A 17,483-nucleotide genomic window follows, 5' to 3' on the forward strand; every position below is an offset into this window, starting at 1 on the left:
CGGCGAGAAATCGGATGCCGCGGCCCCATGCGACCCACGGGCACGCTAAGTTCCATTCCATGCCCCGAGGACGACACCGCCATTCCCAGCCGCTGCACCGGCTGCTTCCGCCCGTGACGGTCGCCGGTTCCGCCGCGGTCCTCGCCGTCGGCGCCCTGGTGATCGGTGATCCGGTGCTGCTCCGCGTGTTCGTCGTCGCCGCTGCCGGTGTCGCGGCCGGCGGCGCCTTCCTGCTGCGCAGCTGGGACCGCGCCGCGGGGAAGCAGGTCGCCGACCTCAAGACCGCGCGCGTGCGCGACGAGTGGCGTGCCGACGAGCGCATCGCCGAGCTCGAGGTGGACCTCGAGGACTCGCGCGAGCTGCGCGGCAAGCTGGAGAACAAGCTGCGGGGCAAGCGTGCCGAACTGGCCCGGCTCCGCACGGAGCACGCGGACCTGCTGCGCCGCTACGCCACCGCCGAGTCCGAGCGGGCCCGCGCCCTGGAGGACGGCCGCGTGCTGGCCAAGAAGGCCGCCGGATCCATGCTGCCGGTGCCCGTCTCGACCGGCGTCAGCCCGGCCGCGTACCTGCGGGCCGCCACCGCGCTGCGGGACCTGCCGCGCAACGCCGCCCGCCAGCAGGCCGCGCTCACCGTCCAGGAGGCCCGCCGCCGCGACCTCGCCGACACCGCCGACGAGCCGCAGGGCAAGCACGCGGCGGACGCCGCCGTCCGTGAGCGTCCCGTCGACGCCGGTGACTCCGGGGGCAACCCGGCGCTCCCGGTGCGCCAGCCCAAGCTCGTCCCCGCGGTCGCCGCGGCCGTGCTGCCCTACGCCAAGCCGAACCGGCAGGCCAGCCGTGCCCAGGGCGGCTTCGACTTCTTCGGCACGAAGGGCGAGAAGGCCCATCCGAAGGAGCTGCCGGCGGCGGACTCCGCGGAGCCGGAGGAGGCGGACCTCGCCGACGTCGTCGGGGACGAGGCCGTCGCCGAGCAGGGGGCCGAGGTCATCGACCTCACCATGCACGACGAGACCGAGCAGCTGGACCTCAGCGAGCTGCGCGCCCGGTCCTCCTGACACCACCCGGCCCCGCCTGCGCCCGGCGGGCCGCCCTGGGGCGCCCCGCCGTTCAGCGGTTCACCGGGTCACTTGTCGATGTCGCCGACGACGAAGAACATCGAGCCCAGGATCGCCACCATGTCGGCGACCAGCGTGCCGGGCAGCAGCACGGCCAGCGCCTGGATGTTGTTGTAGGACGCCGAGCGCAGCTTCAGCCGGTACGGGGTCTTCTCGCCCTTGGACACCAGGTAGTAGCCGTTGAGCCCGAGCGGGTTCTCCGTCCAGGCGTACGTGTGGCCCTCCGGGGCCTTGAGCACCTTCGGCAGCCGCTGGTTGATCGGCCCCGGGGGCAGCTCGGCCAGCCGGTCCAGGCAGGCGTCGGCGAGGTCGAGGGCGTTGTGCGTCTGCTCCAGCAGCACCTCGAAGCGGGCCAGGCAGTCGCCCTCGGTGCGGGTGGGGACCTTCAGGGTGTCCAGCAGCTCCCCGTAGGCCAGGTACGGCTCGTCCCGGCGCAGGTCGAAGTCGACGCCCGAGGCGCGCGCGATCGGGCCGCTCACGCCGTACGCGTGCACGTCCGGCGCGCTCAGCACGCCGACGCCGCGGGTGCGGCCGCGGAAGATCTCGTTGCCGAGCACGAGGTCGTCGAAGGTGCCCATGCGCGAGCGGGCGGCCGCGACGGCGGCGCGGACCCGGCCCTGCCATCCGTTGGGCAGGTCCTCCTTGAGGCCGCCGACGCGGTTGAACATGTAGTGCATGCGGCCGCCGGAGACCTCCTCCATGACCGCCTGCAGGTCCTCGCGCTCGCGGAAGGCGTGGAAGATCGGGGTGATCCCGCCCAGTTCGAGGGGGTAGGAGCCGAGGAACATCAGGTGGTTCAGGGCCCGGTTCAGCTCGGCGAGCAGCGTGCGGGTCCACACGGCGCGCTCGGGCACCTCCATGCCGAGCATGCGCTCCACGGCGAGCACCACGCCGAGCTCGTTGGAGAAGGCGGAGAGCCAGTCGTGCCGGTTGGCCAGCATGATGATCTGGCGGTAGTCACGGGCCTCGAAGAGCTTCTCGGCGCCGCGGTGCATGTATCCGATGACCGGCTCGACCGAGCTGATCCGCTCGCCGTCCAGGCGCAGGCGCAGGCGCAGCACACCGTGCGTCGAGGGGTGCTGCGGGCCGATGTTCAGCACCATGTCGGTGCCCTCGGCGGCGCCGCCGATGCCGATCGTGGTCTCCGTCATGGCCACAGTTTCCCATCCCTTTACGCGTCCCGGGGGGTGCCCCCCGCGGCACTTCCGGGGACCGGGATCCGCTGCTCCAGCCAGAGGAAGCCGCCGAGCCCGGCCGGGTCCGTGAGTTCGGCGGCCTCGCCCGCGGACGCCAGGGCGCGGACGTAGCCCGCGGGGTCGGCGGCGGCCTGGGAGAGCGGTGGCCGGGCCCCGGTGACCCCCAGGTCGCGCAGCGCCTCGCGCTGGGTGCGCAGGACGGCTCCGGGGCCCGCGCACGCGTCCATCGCCACGTGGGCGGTGATGTCGCAGGACCCGTCCGGCACGGGAGGCGACAGCTGGCGGCCCTCCCGGAACGCGGTGAGCGTCCCGTACGGCGGCCGGGCCCCCGCCATGTGCCCGTAGTCGACCGCGACGGCGAGCCCGGCCTCCAGGGCGGCCACCGCCGCCGCCCAGGCGGAATCCCGCCAGCGGCCTATTTCCGCCCGGGTGCCGGCCTCGGCGCCCTCGATCGGCCACCATCGGCGCAGCCATGCGGCGTCCTCGCCGGACACCGCGTCGCCGAGCCGTTCGGCCCCGTCCGAGGCGCGTACGAGGACCTGGCGGGGCACGCCGTGCTCATCGGTCTCGGCGACGCCGACCGGCACGTTGTCCAGCCACTCGTTCGCGAAGAGCAGTCCCCGCAGCCCCCTGGGGACCTCCTCGCGCCACGTCACCCGCGGGTCCAGGCCGTCCGGCCGCGGGGCCTTCTCCACCCCGTACGGGAGAAGACGGGCGCGCAAAGTGGCCGGAACCGCATCGAGCACCCCCGTGAGCAGTTCCCCGGCGCCCGCGCCGACGTCCACCAGGGCCAGCTCGCCGGGGTGTCCCAGTTCCGCGTCGACGCGCGCGAGGAGACGGGCGACGGCTCCCGCGAAAAGGGGTGACGCATGGACGGACGTGCGGAAGTGGCCCGCCGGGCGCTCCCGGCGGAAGAAGCCTCCCGGGCCGTACAGGGCCCGCTCCGTGGCCTCCCGCCATCCCGTCCACGCGGCTGTGGTGTCGATCACGCCTCCACCGTATGCGCACACCCCGGGGCATCGGACGGTTGAGCGGCTTGTCACCGGTTCCAGGTAGGGTGCCGTGGTCAGAGGTGTGTCCGCACAGGACGGCCGCGGATGAATCGATCATGAACATCGGCCATCTGGAGAGCGCACCCCCTTTTACCGGATGGCCCGGTACTGATAGGTGCTGTGCAAGCGATAGGCAGTGGAAGGTGAAGAGCGGATGACGGCCGGCGACAACGGTGCTCCCGAGCCCGGGAATGACGACCCCTTCGCGTACCTGTACCGCCAGGACGGCGAAGAGCCGGGTCAGCCGGCGGCTGCCCAGCCCGGCGTGCCCCGCACCTCGTACAACCAGGTCCAGCGGGTGGGTGAGCGGCGCCCCCAGCAGCCGCAGCAGCCCCCTCAGCAGCCCGCGTACGGCTACCCGCAGCAGCAGCCCTCCTACGGTCAGCAGCAGCCCTCCTACGGCCAGCCGCAGCCCCAGCAGACCCAGCAGTTCCCCCACGGCCCCGCGGGCCCGTCCGGCCCTGCGGGCGGCGGCCGCCGCGCCGTGTCCCCCCGTGCCGGCGGCCCCAACGGCAAGGGTCTGCTGATCGGCGCCGTCGCCGTGGTCGCCGCCGTCGCGATCGGCATCGGCGTCGCCATGGCGGGCGGCGGCGACGACACCCCCAAGGCGGGCAGCTCCTCCTCGCCGTCGGCGGGCGCCGACGGCGACAAGGACGCCAACTCCGCGGAGCCCTCGGCGTCCGCGAGCGAGGCGGTCCCGGGAGTCGTCGACGCGGCGACCCTGGAGAAGGCGGGCGGCGCCACGGTGGGCTCCCAGTACAGCGGCACTCTTGCCGCGGGCGGCAAGTACGTCGAGAACATGTCCGCGGTCGGCGCGTCCGTGACCTGGAAGGTCAATGTGCCGAAGGACGGCACGTACGACTTCTGGATCCGCTACGCCAACGCGGAGAAGGACTCGGCCAGTGCCACGACCGTGGTCAACGGGAAGCCCCAGAGCTACAAGCCCGACCTGAGGAACTACGGCAAGAAGGGTGACTGGAACGCGTGGTACCGGTCCTTCGTCACCCTCGACCTCAAGCAGGGGTCCAACACGATCGCCCTCACCTGCGGTCAGGGCGACGCCTGCCACTTCAATCTCGACCAGCTGGCGCTCCTGGACAAGGGCGAGAAGCCCGCGGGCTGGGGCGGCTGAACCGGTCGCGGCCCCGGCACGAGGGGTCGTTACGGAAACGGGCCGCGAGCGCTTGGCGCCGCGGCCCGTCTCGTTCATCCGGCGTGCGCGCCGCGGATCAACGGTCCCCGGACCGAGATGTCCGCGACCGGCCACGGAGTGCTGCCGGGCAGTGGCCCCGGCGTCGGGTCGATGTGATCGCCGTGGCAACCGGCTTCCCTGTAGAGCGTGATGCGGTGGCTGCTCTGGTTGGACACGGTCCGGCCGTCCCACGCATATCACCTGGGTGTTCCCCTGCCTATTGGCGCGAATCGGGCTGCTGGGGCACCTCGATCCGCGCCAGCAGGTCCTCGTAGACCCCGTGGTCGAACTCGCCCGCCACCGGCGCCGCCACGGTGGCCGCCGAGAGGGCGACCGCGCGGGCGAGGCGCCGGGGCCAGTCGAGGCCTTCGACGAGGCCCGACAGCAGGGCGGCGACGACGGAGTCGCCGGCGCCGGCGGGGTTGCCGGGGAGCGGGGCCGGGGGGCGGGCGGTCCAGACGGTGCCGTCCTCGGCGAGGGCGAGCATGCCGTCGGGGCCGAGCGAGGCGGCGACGGCACGGGCGCCGCGGCGGCGGGCGTCGCGGGCGGCGCGCAGCGGTTCCGTGGCCCCGGTGAGGCCGGCCAGTTCCATGGCGTTGGGCTTGACCAGGTCGGGACGGGCGGCCAGGCCGCGCCGCAGGGGTTCGCCGCTGGTGTCGAGGAGGACGGGGACGCCCGCGCTCCGCGACTCCCGGACGAGGTCGGCGTAGCAGCCGACGGGCAGTCCGGGCGGCAGGCTGCCGCACAGCGCGACCGCGCGCGCCGTACCGCCCTCCAGGAGCTTGCGGTACGTGCCGAGGAAGGCCGCCCACTCCTCCGAAGTGATGGTCGGCCCGGGCTCGTTGAACATCGTCGTGTCGCCGCCCGACTCGTCCACGACGCCGACGGTGCGCCGGGTGCTGCCGGCTATGGGCACCAGGGCGTCCGTGACGCCGTCGGTTCCGGCGAGGTACGCGCGCAGCCGGTCGCCGGCGACGCCGCCCGCGAAGCCGGTCGCGACGGCCTCGTGGCCGAGCGCGGAGAGGACGCGGGCGACGTTGAGCCCCTTGCCGCCGGGACGTTCCGCGGCCTCCGACACCCGGTGGGTGGTGTGCGGCCGCAGGCGGGGGACGCGGTAGGTCACGTCGAGGGCGGCGTTCAGCGTGACGGTGACGATCACCGCATGATCCCTTCGAACAGCGTGTGCGACGGGAAGGGATCATGCCAAACGAACGCCCGGAGGCACAGACCCTACGGCGCGATGGCCATCAGGGCTCGATCACCCACTGCCCCTTGCGCATGACGCCGACCAGGTCGAACGCCCCGTCCAGGACCACCAGGTCGGCGTCCTTGCCGGGTTCCAGGGAGCCGACGCGGTCGGATACGCCCAGCAGCCGGGCGGGGTTGGCGCTCAGCGCCCGTACGGCGTCGCCGACCGGCAGTCCGTCCACGGTCACCGCCCGCTTGAACGCGGTGTCCAGGGTCAGGGTGGACCCCGCGATGGAGCCGCCCTCGACGAGCCGGGCGACGCCGTCGACGACGTCGACCTCCATCGGGCCGAGCAGGTAACGGCCGTCGCCGAAGCCCGCCGCGTCCATGGCGTCGGTGACGAAGGCGACCCGCTCGGCGCCCGCGCTGCGGAACGCCAGTTCCAGGACGGCCGGGTGGAGGTGGACGCCGTCGTTGATGAGCTCGACGGTGACCCGCTCGTCCTCCAGCAGCGCGGCGATCGGGCCGGGCTGGCGGTGCTGCAGCGCCGGCATGGCGTTGAACAGGTGCGTCGCCACGGTCGCACCCGCGTCGACGGCCTCCAGGGTGGCCTCGTACGCGGCGTCGGTGTGGCCGACGGCGGCGATGACGCCGTGCTCCGCCAGCATCCGCACCGAGTCGAGCCCGCCGGGCAGTTCGGGGGCCAGGGTCACCATGCGCGCGGCGCCGCGGGCGGCGTCGACCAGCTTCCGGACGTCCGAGGGGTGCGGGTCGCGCAGGAGCGAGGGCTTGTGCGCGCCGCAGCGGTGCGGGGAGATGAACGGCCCCTCGAAGTGGATGCCCGCCAGATCGCCCTGCTCGACCAGTTCGGACAGCAGCGCGGCCTGCCGGGCGAGGTCGTCCAGGTCCCCGGTGACGGTGGAGGCGACCATGGTCGTGGTGCCGTGCCGGCGGTGGGTCGCGACGCCGGTGAGGACGGCCTCGGCGTCTCCGGAGGAGAAGGACGCGCCGCCGCCGCCGTGCACGTGCATGTCGACGAAGCCGGGGACGATCCAGTGCCCGGTCAGATCGCGGGTGGACGCCTGGCGCGCGTCGTTCGCGGTGATCGAGCGGCCCTCGACGGTCACCCGGCCGTCCTCGACCACACCGTCCGGCAGCACCACACGGGCACCGGTCAGCACGCTAGTTGCCGCAGTCAAGCGGTCACCTCCACGGAGAGAAGATCCCAGGCGAGCAGCCCTGCGCCCAGGCATCCGGCGGTGTCCCCGAGGGCCGCCGGCACGATCAGGGGGAGTTGCTGGAAGGTCAGCCGCCGCTCGACGGCGGCGCGCAGCGGCGTGAAGAGGGTGTTGCCGGCCTCGGCGAGCCCGCCGCCCACGATCAGCGTTCCCGGGGCCAGCAGGGTGATCCCGGTGACCAGGCCGTCGGCGAGGGCGGCGACCACCTCGTCCCACACGGCCACCGCGCGGGGGTCGCCCGCCGCCACGGCCGCGGCGCAGTCGGCGGCCCCGGCCCCCGGGCTTCCGCCCGCCGCCTCCCAGGCGCGGGCCAAGGCGGCGGCGGAGGCCATCGTCTCCAGGCAGCCGTGCTGGCCGCAGCCGCAGGTCAGACCGCCGGGGCGGACGACGATGTGCCCGAGTTCGGTGGCCTCGACGCGGTCGCCGATGCCGATCGCCCCGGCGATGCCGGTGCCCAGCGCCACGAACAGGAAGCGTTCGGCGCCGCGTCCCGCGCCAAGCCGGCCCTCGGCCAGGCCCCCGGCGCGCACGTCGTGGCCGAGGGCGACGGGGGTCCCGTCGAGCCGCCGTGCGAGCAGGTCGCGCAGGGGTGCGTCGCGCCAGCCGAGGTTCGCGGAGAACACGGCGATGCCGGCCGGCTCGTCGACCAGCCCGGGCACGGCCACCCCGGCCGCGGCGGCGGGCTCGCCGTAAGCGCTTTCGCCGTACTTCCGGAGTTCCGCGGCGAAGTCGAGGACGGACTCGACCACGGCCTCGGGGCCGCGCTCCCGGCCGGTCGGACGGCGTGCCTCGTGCAGCAGCGTGCCGTCCGCCGCCACCAGGGCGGCCTTCATGCCGGTGCCGCCCACATCGAGGGCGATGACGTGTCTCACGGGGGACAGTGTCGCGCGCGACCCCATAAAAGGTCTAGTCCACTCGTCGAAAGAGATCGCGTGCCGCGGCGAACGGCCACCGGGGGACGCTGCGCAGGCGAAACGCAAGTGGTGTAGACCTCATGCGAAGCCGGGGCAGGGGTGACCGGGGCGCGGATATGGTTGTCGGATGGAACGGGACGAGACCGGGGCTGAGGCGCCCCAGGACGGGCTGACGGAGCAGGACCGCGCCGTCCTCGACATCGCCCGCCGCGCCTGGGCCGGCCCCGGCGCGAAGGAGCGGGCCGTCCGCGAGCGTCTCGGGATCTCCCCGACGCGCTTCTACCAGCTCCTCAACGCCCTCCTCGACGACCCCCGCGCCCTGGCGCACGACCCCGTCACGGTCAACCGCCTCCGCCGCACCCGCGACACCCACCGCACCAACCGCTGACCGCGCCCGCCGGCGGCTGACCCGGTCTCCCGCCCACCCGCGCGGCCCGTCTCCCGCCTGCGGTTCCTCCCCTCCCCTCTGCGCTTCCCCGCCGCAGGCGGCTGACCGCCCGCCGCGGGCGCCGTCGGTCCGAGCGGTGGGGGCATCTCGGCTCTGCGGCGGAGGGAAGGTGCCCCGGCGGCGCGTGGTCGTGCCGGGTCACGGGTGGGTGGGAGACCGCCCGCCGCGGGCGCGGGCGGACCCGCGGTCGGCGACGGCGGGCCGCCCCGCATCGGGGACCGCCGGAGGCGGGATGCTTCCGTACGCCGGGCATGCACCCCGCAGGGGTCGGTATGGTCGGGGCATGAGCCGCAGCCGCAGGGACGAACTGCCGGTGCCGACGACGCCCGAGGGCAAGGAAGGCCTGGCCGCACTGCTCACAGAGCCCCGAAGGGCGGTGGTGGCCCTGGACTTCGACGGGACGCTGGCGCCGATCGTGCCGGATCCGGACAGCGCGCGGGCGCATCCCGGTGCCGCCGCCGCGCTGGCCCGGGTGGCGCCGAGGATCGGGTCCGTCGTGATCGTGACGGGCCGCCCCGCCGGGGTGGCCGTACGGTACGGGGGCCTGGCGGGCGTACCGGGCCTGGAGCACCTGGTCGTGCTGGGGCACTACGGCGCCGAGCGCTGGGACGCCCGTTCCGGTGAGGTGAAGGCGCCCGGCGCCCACCCCGGGGTGAACGCAGTGCGGGCGGAACTGCCGGGCGTGCTGGACGCGATCGGGGCGTGGAAGGGCACGTGGGTGGAGGACAAGGGCCGCGCGGTGGCCGTCCACACGCGCCGCACGGAGGATCCGCAGGCCGCGTTCGAGGCGCTGAACGGGCCCCTGCGCGATCTGGCCGAGCGGCACGGGCTGATCGTGGAGCCGGGCCGGATGGTGCTGGAGCTGCGCCCGCCGGGGATGGACAAGGGCGTCGCCCTCAACGACTACCTGCGGGAGGTCGGCGCCGGTCCCGTCGTCTACGCCGGTGACGACCTGGGCGACCTGGCCGCCTTCGGGGCCCTGGAGAAGCGCCGTGCCGAGGGCCTGCCCGGTGTGCTGGTGTGCAGCGGCAGCGCGGAGGTGGCCGAACTGGCCGCCCGCAGCGACCTCGTCGTGGACGGCCCGGAGGGCGTCGTGAAGCTGCTCGACGCCCTCGCGGACGCCCTCGAGGAGGGGGAGGCTCAGGACGAGGCCGAGAGCCAGCCGCCGGTCAGCGACTGAACCGCGGATCCGTCGAGGTCCGCGAGCTTCATGCCCACGAAGTCCCGGGCCCACCGGGAGGTCTGGACGCGGAAGGGCGGGCGCTGGGCGGTGAGGACGCCGACGATCGGCGCGGCGGCCTCGTCGATGGTCTGGGCGGCCGTGAACGCCTGCGTGGTGCGGTCGAGGTAGTGCGTGAGCGCGGCCCTGTACGGCCCCGCGGCCGCCACGTACGCGGGGATGTCGATGCCGAGGTTGGCGATGAACTCGCTGCCCACCGCGCCGGGTTCGACGACGCTCACCGCGACCCCGACCGCGGCCGCCACGGGCGCGAGTGCCTCCATGTAGCCCTCGACCGCGAACTTGGCCGCGCAGTAGGCCTCGTTGAAGGGCTGCCCGACGACGCCGCCCACGCTGGTGACGGTGATCAGCCGGCCGCCGGAGGCGCGCAGGTGCGGCAGCGCGGCCTTGGTGACCTCGACGACGCCGAAGAAGTTGACCTCCATCGCGGCGCGGACGTCCGCCACCGTCTCCAGTTCGATCGTGCCGACGTGCCCGGCGCCGGCGTTGTTGACCACCGCGTCCAGGCTCCCGGACTCGACGACGACGTCCTCGACGCACGCGGCGACGAGCCTTGCGTCCGTCACGTCCAGGCGCTTGACGTGGACGTGCTCCGCGACGCCGGCCTCGGCGGCGGCCTTGCGGAGGGCGTCGGCCCTGCCGGTGTCGCGCATGGTGGCGACGACGTTCCAGCCGGCGCGGGCGGCGGCCACGGCCGCGGCCAGGCCGATGCCGGAGGAGGTGCCGGTGATCAGGACGGTCTTGCGGCTGCCGGTGGTCATGGGGTGCCCGCTTTCGGAATATCTGTGCGTGTACACACACCATAAGGGTGCGTGCGTGTACACGCAACCTGCCACCCCGCCCGGTAAAGTTCCCCCATGGCACGCACCGACATCACCCTGGGGGAGCTCTCCGAGCGCGATCACGCCTTCTACGGGCTGGTCTGGGCCGGCACCACCCTCACCACCCACGTCGACCAGGCCCTGCTGCGTGCCCACGACCTGCCGATGTCCTGGTTCGAGGTGATGCTGTGGCTGCGCGGCCAGAGCGAGCCCGTCGCCGCCTCCGACCTCGGTGCCAAGACGCTGCTCAGCCGCAGCCAGGTCTCCCGCGTCCTCGACGCGCTCCAGGCACGCGGACTGACCGTCCGTGTGCCCTCGCCCACCGACGCCCGCTCGATACGGGTCGAACTGACGGACGCGGGCCGACGGCTCTTCGCGGAGGCGGACGCCACCCGCCGCCGGGCCCTGGCGGAACTCTTCGACGACCGCCTCGACGAGGCCGACATCGAGGCCCTCAACGCCGTCTGGGCCAAGCTCAAGGGGAAGGGGCCGAAGGGGCCGTCAGCCCCGGCCTGAGGCGCCGCCCGCGTCGTGCACGAGCAGCGCGATCTGCACCCGGTTGTTCAGCCCCAGCTTGCCGAGGATGCGCGAGACGTGCGTCTTCACCGTCGGCACGCTCATGTGGAGACCGGCCGCGATCTCCGCGTTGGACCGGCCCTCCCCGATGGCGAGGGCCACCTCCCGCTCCCGCCCGCCGAGCGACGCGAGCCTGCGCCGGGCCGCCGCCCCCGTGCCCCGCTCCGCCTCGCCGGACCGGCGACCCGGGCGATCAGCTGCCGGGTCACCGCCGGTGACAGCACCGGGTCCCCGGCCGCCACCTTCCGCCCCGCCTCGACGATCTCGCGCGGCGGTGTGTCCTTCAGGACGAAGCCCGCGGCACCGGCGCGCAGCGCCCGCAGCACGCGCTCGTCGGTGTTGAAGGTGGTCAGCACGATCACCTCCGGCGCCCCCGGCCGGGCCCGCAGCGCCTCGGTGGCCGCGAGGCCGTCCACCGACGGCATGCGGATGTCCATCAGCACCACGTCGGGGGAGTGTTTCTCGACCAGCGCGGCCACCTCGCCGCCCTCCCCCGCCTCGGCGACCACCTCGACGTCCGGCGCCCCGCCCAGCATCAGCCGCAGCCCGGCCCGCACCAGCGGGTCGTCGTCCACCAGCAGCAACCGCACCATGCTCACGACGCCCACGGTAGCCAGGCGCGCAGCCGGAAGTCTCCGCCGGACCGGCCGTGTTCCAGCCCGCCCCCCGCCAGCGCGGCCCGCTCCGTCAGCCCGATCAGCCCCTGACCGGAGCCTGGGATGGCCGGCACCACGCCTGCCGCGACCGGCACCGGATTGCTGACCTCGACCGTCAGCCCGTGCGCCGGGCCGCCGCCGAGGCGTACGGTCACCTGCGTGCCGGGGGCGTGCTTGCGGGCGTTGGTCAGCCCCTCCTGCACGATCCGGTACGCCGTGCGCCCTGAAGCGGCCGGTGCCGCGTGTGTGCGGGACACGGCCCGCCCCGGCCTCTCGTCATGAGCGCTGGAGGCCGGGGCGTGGCATACGTAGGGGGTCGGATCTACCAGTTGTTGTTGTCCCGGACGATGGCGGCGCACTCCACGACGGCGCGGACGGAGCCGGTCCCCGTCCCAGGCGGCCCCGACGTGGCGGGGTCGGGATTGGTGACGGTAACTGTCCAGCCGTTGCCGGACCGCTGACTCGCGAGCACCCTGATTCCGGTGACGTTGGCCGAAGCATCGGACCTGTCGGTGATGACGAATCCGCCACCGGTGACCTCTGTGCGGGAGGGGCACCGGGCCGAGACGCTCAGCGATGCCGTCCCCGCCGGTACCCTCCGGTCGACGCCCATGAACTCGGCGGTCCTCAGACGCCAGGAGTCGTTGCGGTTGTTCCCGCCCTTGACGGGGTTTCCGGCGGCGCCGTCGGAGACGGCCGAGGTGTGCGCGGTGGCTGTGGCGTTCATGGGACCCACGAACGCGGTGGTCGTGACGATCACGCCGGCGACCGTCAGGGCTCCGGCGACGCCCCAAAGCACCTTACGACGGGGTCGACCGGACAGGGTCTTCTTCGCTCGTATGTTCATCTCTCTGCCTTCGAAGATGACGGAAGGAGCTCGCTCCGGATCGAAGCGATTGCGCTCATCGTCACCTTGTGCGAGGAGTTCCGCACTTTGAGTGACCGGAGAGGATGAATGGCCGTCACGCGCCCGGATCAGAACGCGCCGTCAACGACCGCCCGCGGCTTCACTCGTGGCCGCTGCCGCACGATGCCCGCGCGGGCCAGGGCGGCGCCCCGGGGGCCGCCGGACGGAGCAACGGCGGGGCCGGGGGCGGCGCCGGCGCAGGGGGTGCACGAGCCGGTGGGCCGGCCCGTGGGCAGGGGGTCGCCGCAGCCGGGGCATTCGGGCAGGGGGGCCGCCGGGGCGGCGGGGTCGGCGGCGGGACGCGGGGCGGGGAGCTTGTCGCGGAGGCGGCGGGCGATGAACCCGGCGGGGCAGTGGACGGCGGGCGGCAGGCCCGAGGAGAGGGCGGTGCGCAGTTCCAGCTCGCTCGCGCCGTGCGCCAGCCAGCGCGCGGCGAGCGGGGCCAGCCGGGCCGCCTCGGCGACACCGAGGGCGAGTCTGGCCTCCCGCCGCCCGAGCCGGTGCAGCGCGGCCGCCGCGCGGACGAGCAACGGCTCGTCGGCGGGGGATTCGGGGTGGGAGGTGTTCTGTCCCTCCCTGTTCTCCCCCTTGGGGGATGCGCCGACGGCCCGTACGGCCGGTGCACCGGCGGTCGGGATGCTGCCGCTCGGCGCCGAGGAGGCCGCGTCGATCTCCGCGGGGTCGCGCAACGGCACGTTGGAGACCAGCACTTGGGTGGTCCAGCGGCCGGTGTCGGGGCTCTGCGTGCGCCGGGTGTGCACAAAGCCCTCCGCTTCGAGCTGCTGCCGGGCCCTGCGCAGGGCGATGCGCCCCTCGGGCATCTTCTCGCCGATGGACTGCAGGGTCTCCCGGGACCCCTCCGGCAGGGAGAGCGCCCACTGCAGCAGCCGTACGGCGGCGCCGTTCAGCCGCGGATGGCGGATGAGGTCGTTCGGCGTCTGGGAGAAGAAGCGGGTCGGCGGGATAGCATGACGGATCATTTGCGGGGCTCCGGATCAGGCCTCGTAGGTGTAGGCCCCCGGCCGGTGTTGGCGCACCACTGGGGGCCGCTTCATGCGCTGGGCACGAAGCGTGATCGGCCGATTACTCTACCGGTACGGCGGCGGCGTACGCGACGAACGCCGTCCACTCCTCGGCGGTGAAGGTCAGCGCGGGCCCGGCGGGGTCCTTGGAGTCCCGCACGTGCACGGCCCCGGGGCCGTGGGCGACCTCCACGCAGTCGCCCCCTTCGCTGCCGCTGTAACTGCTTGTGAACCAGGCGAGTCGGGACGTCATAGCTCCCCCGCAATCTGCTCGATCACCTTGGCGGAGTCCCCCACGCTGAGGGCCTGCGAGCGGATCATCGCATAGCGCTGGTGGAGTTTGCTGACCTCGTTCCGCCCGTCCACCAGCACGCTGCGGCCCTGGACTTCGAGATAGGCCAGCAGCCGCAGATCCGGCGTCTCCAGCAGCGTCATGGGCCCGTCGAAACCGGCGTGCGCCTCGTGGGAGAGCGGCATCACCTGCACCGTGACATGGCGCAGCGCGCCGGCCTCCAGCAGCCGCCCCAACTGCCGCCGGTGCGCGCCGCGTCCGCCGACCGGGCGGCGCAGCACCCACTCCTCCACGACGAAGGCGAGCTGCGGCGCCGGGGTGCGGGTCAGCAGCGCCTGCCGGGCCAGCCTGGCCCGCACCCGCCGCTCGACCTCCTCGGTCTCCAGCGTCGGGCAGTAGGCGCCGAGCACCACGCGGGCGTACTCCTCTGTCTGCAGCAGGCCGTTGATGACATGGGTGTCGTACTTGTAGAGGCTCACCGCCGAGCGCTCCAGCTCCGCGTACTCCTCGAACCAGGAGGGGAACTCGGCGCGTTCCAGGTGGCGGGCCGCGGAGCGCAGCACTCCGCCGCCGTCACCCAGCAGGGTCCCCGCCCTCTCCACGAACGCCGGCGGCGGCATCCGCTCCCCGCGCTCGATCTTGACGACCAGCGACTTCGAATAGCCCACGTGCGCGGCCAGTTCGTCGGCCGACACCCCGCGGGCCTCCCGCAGGGACCGCGCCACGGAGCCGAACATCCGCATGCTGGCCGAGCCCTCACCCTTCGCGGACACGGCACCACCTCCCCGGTACACACCCCGTACACAGCGGCGGTCCCGCCCCGACACAGCTGACCCGGGGTCAGATCCGCCCTGGTCAGGCTAGCCGCGGCACGGAAGCGTTGGACCCATGACGCAGGAATCTCCACCCGGCGCGGCGATGCGCATCGTCGCCGAGCCCGCCCGCATCGCCGAGGTGCGCCGGGCCGTACGCGAACAGCTCCGTGCCTGGGGGCGCGAGGACCTGGCGCCCGCCGCCGCGCTGTGCGTCACGGAGATACTCGCCAACGTCCACCGGCACGCGGGCTCGCCGGAGTGCGAGCTGACCCTGGACGACCTGGCGGGGGAGGGCGTGCGGGCCACCGTCAGCGACCGCTCCCGCACCCTGCCGGTCCCGGCGGCCGGGCTGCCGGACCAGGCCGCGGAACGCGGGCGCGGGATGCTCCTGATCGCGGCGGCGGCCTACCGGTGGGGCGCGCGGCCGACGCCGGACGGCAAGCAGGTGTGGGTGGTGCTCCGGTGAGGCCCGCGACGTGGGCGTGGCTGGACGACACGGCGTTCGGGCCGGGGGCGTTCCTGCTGCTGGCCCACCCGGAAGGGCGCGGCACGGCGGAACTCGCCGCCCTCCTCGGGCTCGCCGAGCCCGGGCGGCGGCTGCCGGAGCTCGGCGAGCGGGTGACCGTACCCCGCCCCGGGCGGGCCGCGGTGTGCGGCGCGGGCGGCGGGCGGCTGCTGGAGGCCGTGACCGGGGAGCGGTGGTCCGCCTTCGTCGCGGGCGGCGGGCCGGTCGCGCTCGTCGTCGGGCTGGAGCCGCTCGCCCGCTGCGCGCCGCTGCCGGAGGTGGAGGCCTACCTGGCCCTGGGCGCGACAGCCGGGCACATCCGGCTGGGGATCAGCCGGGGGACGCCCGCACACGTCCTGTGAGACTGCGGGGCCGGGGAGTGGGGCTGGGTGGGGCGGGGCGCCGACCAGCCCGGCGCCCCGCCTTCCCCTCCGCAGCCCGCAGCTCTGCGCCCGGAGGGGGCGAGACGGCGGGACAGCCGAACCACCGGCACTACCGTGCCACCCGGCCCTGGAGCCGCCGCCCCGCTGCCCGCCGTCCTCACCGCCCGCGAGACCCACAAGGCGCCGGCCGGGCGGCTCGGCCTCCGCGAGGCCCGGCCGGTGCCGGACCGGATGCCGGTCGGGGCTGACCGGCATCGGGGCCTGACCCACGAGTGCCGCCCACCGCGAGCGCGGAGGGCGGCACAGGTTGTCGTCCGCCGCCGGTCAGCCCAGGGCCCGCAACTGGTCAAGGAACCACTGCTGCGGGGGGAGCGCGGTCGCGGCCACCGTCAGGCGCTTGGTGGTCTCGGCCCGCTCCCCGTGGGAGATGGAGAGCGCCTGGTGCAGGGCGTTGGCCGTGGCGCGGATGTCGTACGGGTTGACCACGAAGGCGTCGTCGGCGAGTTCCTCGTATGCTCCGGCCTCGCGGGACAGGACGAGCGCGACCCCGTCGTCGGAGACCACGGGGATCTCCTTGGCGACGAGGTTCATGCCGTCGCGGATCGGGTTGACGAGTGCCACGTCGGCCCGGCGGTAGGCGGCCAGCGAGCGCGCGAAATCGTCCCTGACGTGCAGGATCAGCGGCTGCCAGCCCGGGGTGCCGAACTCCTCGTTGATCTCCTCCGCCACGTCGCGGACCTCGTCGGTGTACTCGCGGTACACGGCGAGGTCGTGGCGCGAGGGGTAGGCCGAGGCGATGTGGACGACGCGGCCGAGCCATTCCGGGTGGTCGCGCAGGAGCTGGGCGTACGCCAGGAACCCGCGCACGATGTTCTTCGACAGCTCGGTGCGGTCCACGCGCACGATGACCTTGCGGTCCGGGCCGCCGACCGCCTCCTGCAGCGCGGCCAGGTGCTCGTCCACGTCCGGGCGGTGCGCCCGCTCCCGCAGGAAGTCGGCGTCCGCGCCGAGGCCGTGCACCCCGATCCGCGTGGTGCGGCCCTTGTGCGTGATCGTGAGGCTGCCCTCGTCACGGATGACGGAGGCGCCCAGCACGTCGGCGCAGCACGCGGCGAAGGCGTCGGCCCAGCGCCTGGTCAGGAAGCCTGCCCGGTCCGAGCCGAGGATTCCGCTGAGGACCTCGGCGGCGACGTCGTCCGGCAGCAGGCGGAAGTAGTCCGGCGGCGCCCACGGGGTGTGCGAGAAGTGGCCGATCCGCAGGTCCGGGCGGCGCGACCGCAGCAGCTGCGGAACCAGGGTCAGGTGGTAGTCCTGCACCAGGACGGCGGCACCCTTGCCGGCCTCCTCGGCGAGCGCGTCGGCGAAGGCGGCGTTGTAGGCCACGTACGCCGCCCACTGATCGCGGAAGTCCTCGTCGAAGACGGGCTCCAGCGGGGTCTGGAACAGCATGTGGTGGATGAACCACAGGACCGAGTTGGCGATGCCGTTGTAGGCCGACGCGAAGGTGTCCGCCGGGATGTCCAGCATCCGCACCTGCTGGCCGCCGGTGTCGGCGGTGGGCAGGCGCCCCGCGCCTTCGGCGCTGCGCAGCACGGCGGCCCGGTCCCCCTCGCCGAGGGCCGCGCAGACCCAGACGGCGTCCGCGTCCGGCCCGATCGCGCTCAGACCCGACACGAGACCGCCGCCGCCGCGGCGGGCGACGAGCGTGCCGTCCTCGCGGAGGCTGTACGACACGGGGCCGCGGTTGGACGCGACCAGTACGCGCGCGGCATGCGATGCGACCATGCGGCCAGCCTAGCCACGCATGCCCGGCGGCAAACGTATGAGCTAGCCCAGCCGGGGGTTTCCGGCCGTGACCGTCGCGGGTTGCCGCAGGTACCGCCCGGGGGCTGCGGGCAGTCGTCCCGCCGGGCATGGGGGCAC

At 74.2% G+C, this 17,483-nt stretch carries 18 protein-coding genes and 2 pseudogenes; 7 read left to right on the plus strand and 13 right to left on the minus strand.

From position 1 onward, the window contains the following. The first annotated feature begins 59 nt into the window (after window positions 1–59). Window positions 60–1,055, plus strand: a complete 996-nt coding sequence (locus ACWDAS_RS05155) for a hypothetical protein (RefSeq protein WP_450387447.1) — start codon at window positions 60–62, stop codon at window positions 1,053–1,055. A 68-nt stretch (window positions 1,056–1,123) separates the two neighbouring features. Here ACWDAS_RS05155 and ACWDAS_RS05160 read toward each other — a convergent pair whose 3' ends face one another. Both ACWDAS_RS05160 and ACWDAS_RS05165 read right to left on the minus strand, forming a co-directional pair. Beyond that, window positions 1,124–2,266: an NADH-quinone oxidoreductase subunit D gene (locus ACWDAS_RS05160; RefSeq protein WP_450387448.1), complete on the minus strand. Its 1,143-nt coding sequence runs from the start codon at window positions 2,264–2,266 to the stop codon at window positions 1,124–1,126. Window positions 2,267–2,286: 20 nt separating this feature from the next. Beyond that, window positions 2,287–3,300 carry an SAM-dependent methyltransferase gene (locus ACWDAS_RS05165; RefSeq protein WP_450387449.1) on the minus strand — a complete coding sequence of 338 codons (1,014 nt, stop codon included), beginning with the start codon at window positions 3,298–3,300 and terminating at the stop codon, window positions 2,287–2,289. 217 nt (window positions 3,301–3,517) lie between these two features. Between ACWDAS_RS05165 and ACWDAS_RS05170 the strand changes: the two genes are divergently transcribed. Continuing rightward, entirely contained in the window at window positions 3,518–4,495 is a 978-nt protein-coding gene (locus ACWDAS_RS05170) for a carbohydrate-binding protein (RefSeq protein ID WP_450387450.1), read from the plus strand. 277 nt (window positions 4,496–4,772) lie between these two features. Here ACWDAS_RS05170 and ACWDAS_RS05175 read toward each other — a convergent pair whose 3' ends face one another. From ACWDAS_RS05175 to ACWDAS_RS05185, 3 genes are all read right to left on the minus strand, one after another. Beyond that, window positions 4,773–5,714: a 1-phosphofructokinase family hexose kinase gene (locus ACWDAS_RS05175; protein ID WP_450387451.1), complete on the minus strand. Its 942-nt coding sequence runs from the start codon at window positions 5,712–5,714 to the stop codon at window positions 4,773–4,775. A gap of 88 nt (window positions 5,715–5,802) precedes the next feature. After that, entirely contained in the window at window positions 5,803–6,996 is a 1,194-nt protein-coding gene (gene nagA / locus ACWDAS_RS05180) for an N-acetylglucosamine-6-phosphate deacetylase (RefSeq protein ID WP_450387452.1), read from the minus strand. Continuing rightward, entirely contained in the window at window positions 6,939–7,853 is a 915-nt protein-coding gene (locus tag ACWDAS_RS05185; protein WP_450387453.1) for an ROK family protein, read from the minus strand. Before ACWDAS_RS05185 ends, nagA begins: the two co-directional genes overlap by 58 nt. Before the next feature lie 169 nt (window positions 7,854–8,022). Between ACWDAS_RS05185 and ACWDAS_RS05190 the strand changes: the two genes are divergently transcribed. After that, window positions 8,023–8,283: a DUF3263 domain-containing protein gene (locus ACWDAS_RS05190; protein ID WP_450387454.1), complete on the plus strand. Its 261-nt coding sequence runs from the start codon at window positions 8,023–8,025 to the stop codon at window positions 8,281–8,283. 343 nt (window positions 8,284–8,626) lie between these two features. Then, the gene (otsB, locus tag ACWDAS_RS05195) at window positions 8,627–9,523 is read left to right on the plus strand and encodes a trehalose-phosphatase (RefSeq protein ID WP_450387455.1); all 897 of its coding nucleotides are present in this window, start codon (window positions 8,627–8,629) and stop codon (window positions 9,521–9,523) included. Here otsB and ACWDAS_RS05200 read toward each other — a convergent pair. Beyond that, entirely contained in the window at window positions 9,484–10,344 is an 861-nt protein-coding gene (locus tag ACWDAS_RS05200; RefSeq protein WP_450387456.1) for an SDR family NAD(P)-dependent oxidoreductase, read from the minus strand. The two genes, otsB and ACWDAS_RS05200, sit on opposite strands and share 40 nt — an antisense overlap. A gap of 96 nt (window positions 10,345–10,440) precedes the next feature. On the opposite strand from ACWDAS_RS05200, the gene ACWDAS_RS05205 reads away from it, so the two are divergent. Further along, entirely contained in the window at window positions 10,441–10,920 is a 480-nt protein-coding gene (locus ACWDAS_RS05205; protein WP_450387457.1) for a MarR family winged helix-turn-helix transcriptional regulator, read from the plus strand. Here ACWDAS_RS05205 and ACWDAS_RS05210 read toward each other — a convergent pair. The 6 genes and pseudogenes from ACWDAS_RS05210 to ACWDAS_RS05235 all read right to left on the minus strand — a co-directional run bounded on the left by ACWDAS_RS05210 (window position 10,906) and on the right by ACWDAS_RS05235 (window position 14,630). Further along, a pseudogene (locus tag ACWDAS_RS05210) lies at window positions 10,906–11,573 on the minus strand (response regulator). The gene ACWDAS_RS05205 and the pseudogene ACWDAS_RS05210 sit on opposite strands and share 15 nt — an antisense overlap. Before the next feature lie 2 nt (window positions 11,574–11,575). After that, window positions 11,576–11,878, minus strand: a pseudogene (locus tag ACWDAS_RS05215) (sensor histidine kinase); the annotation flags it as partial. A gap of 80 nt (window positions 11,879–11,958) precedes the next feature. Beyond that, window positions 11,959–12,483 (minus strand): hypothetical protein, encoded by a 525-nt coding sequence (locus ACWDAS_RS05220; RefSeq protein WP_450387458.1) that lies wholly within the window; start codon window positions 12,481–12,483, stop codon window positions 11,959–11,961. A gap of 128 nt (window positions 12,484–12,611) precedes the next feature. After that, entirely contained in the window at window positions 12,612–13,523 is a 912-nt protein-coding gene (locus tag ACWDAS_RS05225; protein ID WP_450387459.1) for a hypothetical protein, read from the minus strand. A 103-nt stretch (window positions 13,524–13,626) separates the two neighbouring features. After that, the gene (locus tag ACWDAS_RS05230) at window positions 13,627–13,818 is read right to left on the minus strand and encodes a DUF397 domain-containing protein (protein WP_450387460.1); all 192 of its coding nucleotides are present in this window, start codon (window positions 13,816–13,818) and stop codon (window positions 13,627–13,629) included. Next, a complete protein-coding gene (locus ACWDAS_RS05235) occupies window positions 13,815–14,630 on the minus strand; it encodes a helix-turn-helix domain-containing protein (protein WP_450387461.1) in 816 nt (271 codons plus the stop codon). The genes ACWDAS_RS05230 and ACWDAS_RS05235 overlap by 4 nt, the downstream gene beginning before the upstream one ends. Window positions 14,631–14,745: 115 nt before the next feature. Between ACWDAS_RS05235 and ACWDAS_RS05240 the strand changes: the two genes are divergently transcribed. Both ACWDAS_RS05240 and ACWDAS_RS05245 read left to right on the plus strand, forming a co-directional pair. Further along, window positions 14,746–15,138, plus strand: a complete 393-nt coding sequence (locus ACWDAS_RS05240) for an ATP-binding protein (protein WP_450387462.1) — start codon at window positions 14,746–14,748, stop codon at window positions 15,136–15,138. Further along, entirely contained in the window at window positions 15,135–15,539 is a 405-nt protein-coding gene (locus ACWDAS_RS05245) for a hypothetical protein (RefSeq protein ID WP_450387463.1), read from the plus strand. The genes ACWDAS_RS05240 and ACWDAS_RS05245 overlap by 4 nt, the downstream gene beginning before the upstream one ends. Window positions 15,540–15,884: 345 nt before the next feature. On the opposite strand, the gene ACWDAS_RS05250 is transcribed toward ACWDAS_RS05245, so the two are convergent. Then, entirely contained in the window at window positions 15,885–17,345 is a 1,461-nt protein-coding gene (locus tag ACWDAS_RS05250) for an alpha,alpha-trehalose-phosphate synthase (UDP-forming) (protein ID WP_450387464.1), read from the minus strand. Between the last annotated feature and the right edge of the window lie 138 nt (window positions 17,346–17,483).

The sequence above is a fragment of the Streptomyces sp. NPDC001070 genome (genome assembly GCF_053598835.1).

Excerpts from the sequence above, each read along its gene's own strand:
- ACWDAS_RS05155 (WP_450387447.1), top strand. The coding sequence starts at position 60 with ATGCCCCGAGGACGACACCGCCATTCCCAGCCGCTGCACCGGCTGCTT.
- ACWDAS_RS05160 (WP_450387448.1), bottom strand. The coding sequence starts at position 2,266 with ATGACGGAGACCACGATCGGCATCGGCGGCGCCGCCGAGGGCACCGAC.
- ACWDAS_RS05170 (WP_450387450.1), top strand. The coding sequence starts at position 3,518 with ATGACGGCCGGCGACAACGGTGCTCCCGAGCCCGGGAATGACGACCCC.
- nagA (WP_450387452.1), bottom strand. The coding sequence starts at position 6,996 with ATGCCTGGGCGCAGGGCTGCTCGCCTGGGATCTTCTCTCCGTGGAGGT.
- ACWDAS_RS05190 (WP_450387454.1), top strand. The coding sequence starts at position 8,023 with ATGGAACGGGACGAGACCGGGGCTGAGGCGCCCCAGGACGGGCTGACG.
- otsB (WP_450387455.1), top strand. The coding sequence starts at position 8,627 with ATGAGCCGCAGCCGCAGGGACGAACTGCCGGTGCCGACGACGCCCGAG.
- ACWDAS_RS05200 (WP_450387456.1), bottom strand. The coding sequence starts at position 10,344 with ATGACCACCGGCAGCCGCAAGACCGTCCTGATCACCGGCACCTCCTCC.
- ACWDAS_RS05205 (WP_450387457.1), top strand. The coding sequence starts at position 10,441 with ATGGCACGCACCGACATCACCCTGGGGGAGCTCTCCGAGCGCGATCAC.
- ACWDAS_RS05220 (WP_450387458.1), bottom strand. The coding sequence starts at position 12,483 with ATGAACATACGAGCGAAGAAGACCCTGTCCGGTCGACCCCGTCGTAAG.
- ACWDAS_RS05225 (WP_450387459.1), bottom strand. The coding sequence starts at position 13,523 with ATGATCCGTCATGCTATCCCGCCGACCCGCTTCTTCTCCCAGACGCCG.
- ACWDAS_RS05230 (WP_450387460.1), bottom strand. The coding sequence starts at position 13,818 with ATGACGTCCCGACTCGCCTGGTTCACAAGCAGTTACAGCGGCAGCGAA.
- ACWDAS_RS05240 (WP_450387462.1), top strand. The coding sequence starts at position 14,746 with ATGACGCAGGAATCTCCACCCGGCGCGGCGATGCGCATCGTCGCCGAG.
- ACWDAS_RS05250 (WP_450387464.1), bottom strand. The coding sequence starts at position 17,345 with ATGGTCGCATCGCATGCCGCGCGCGTACTGGTCGCGTCCAACCGCGGC.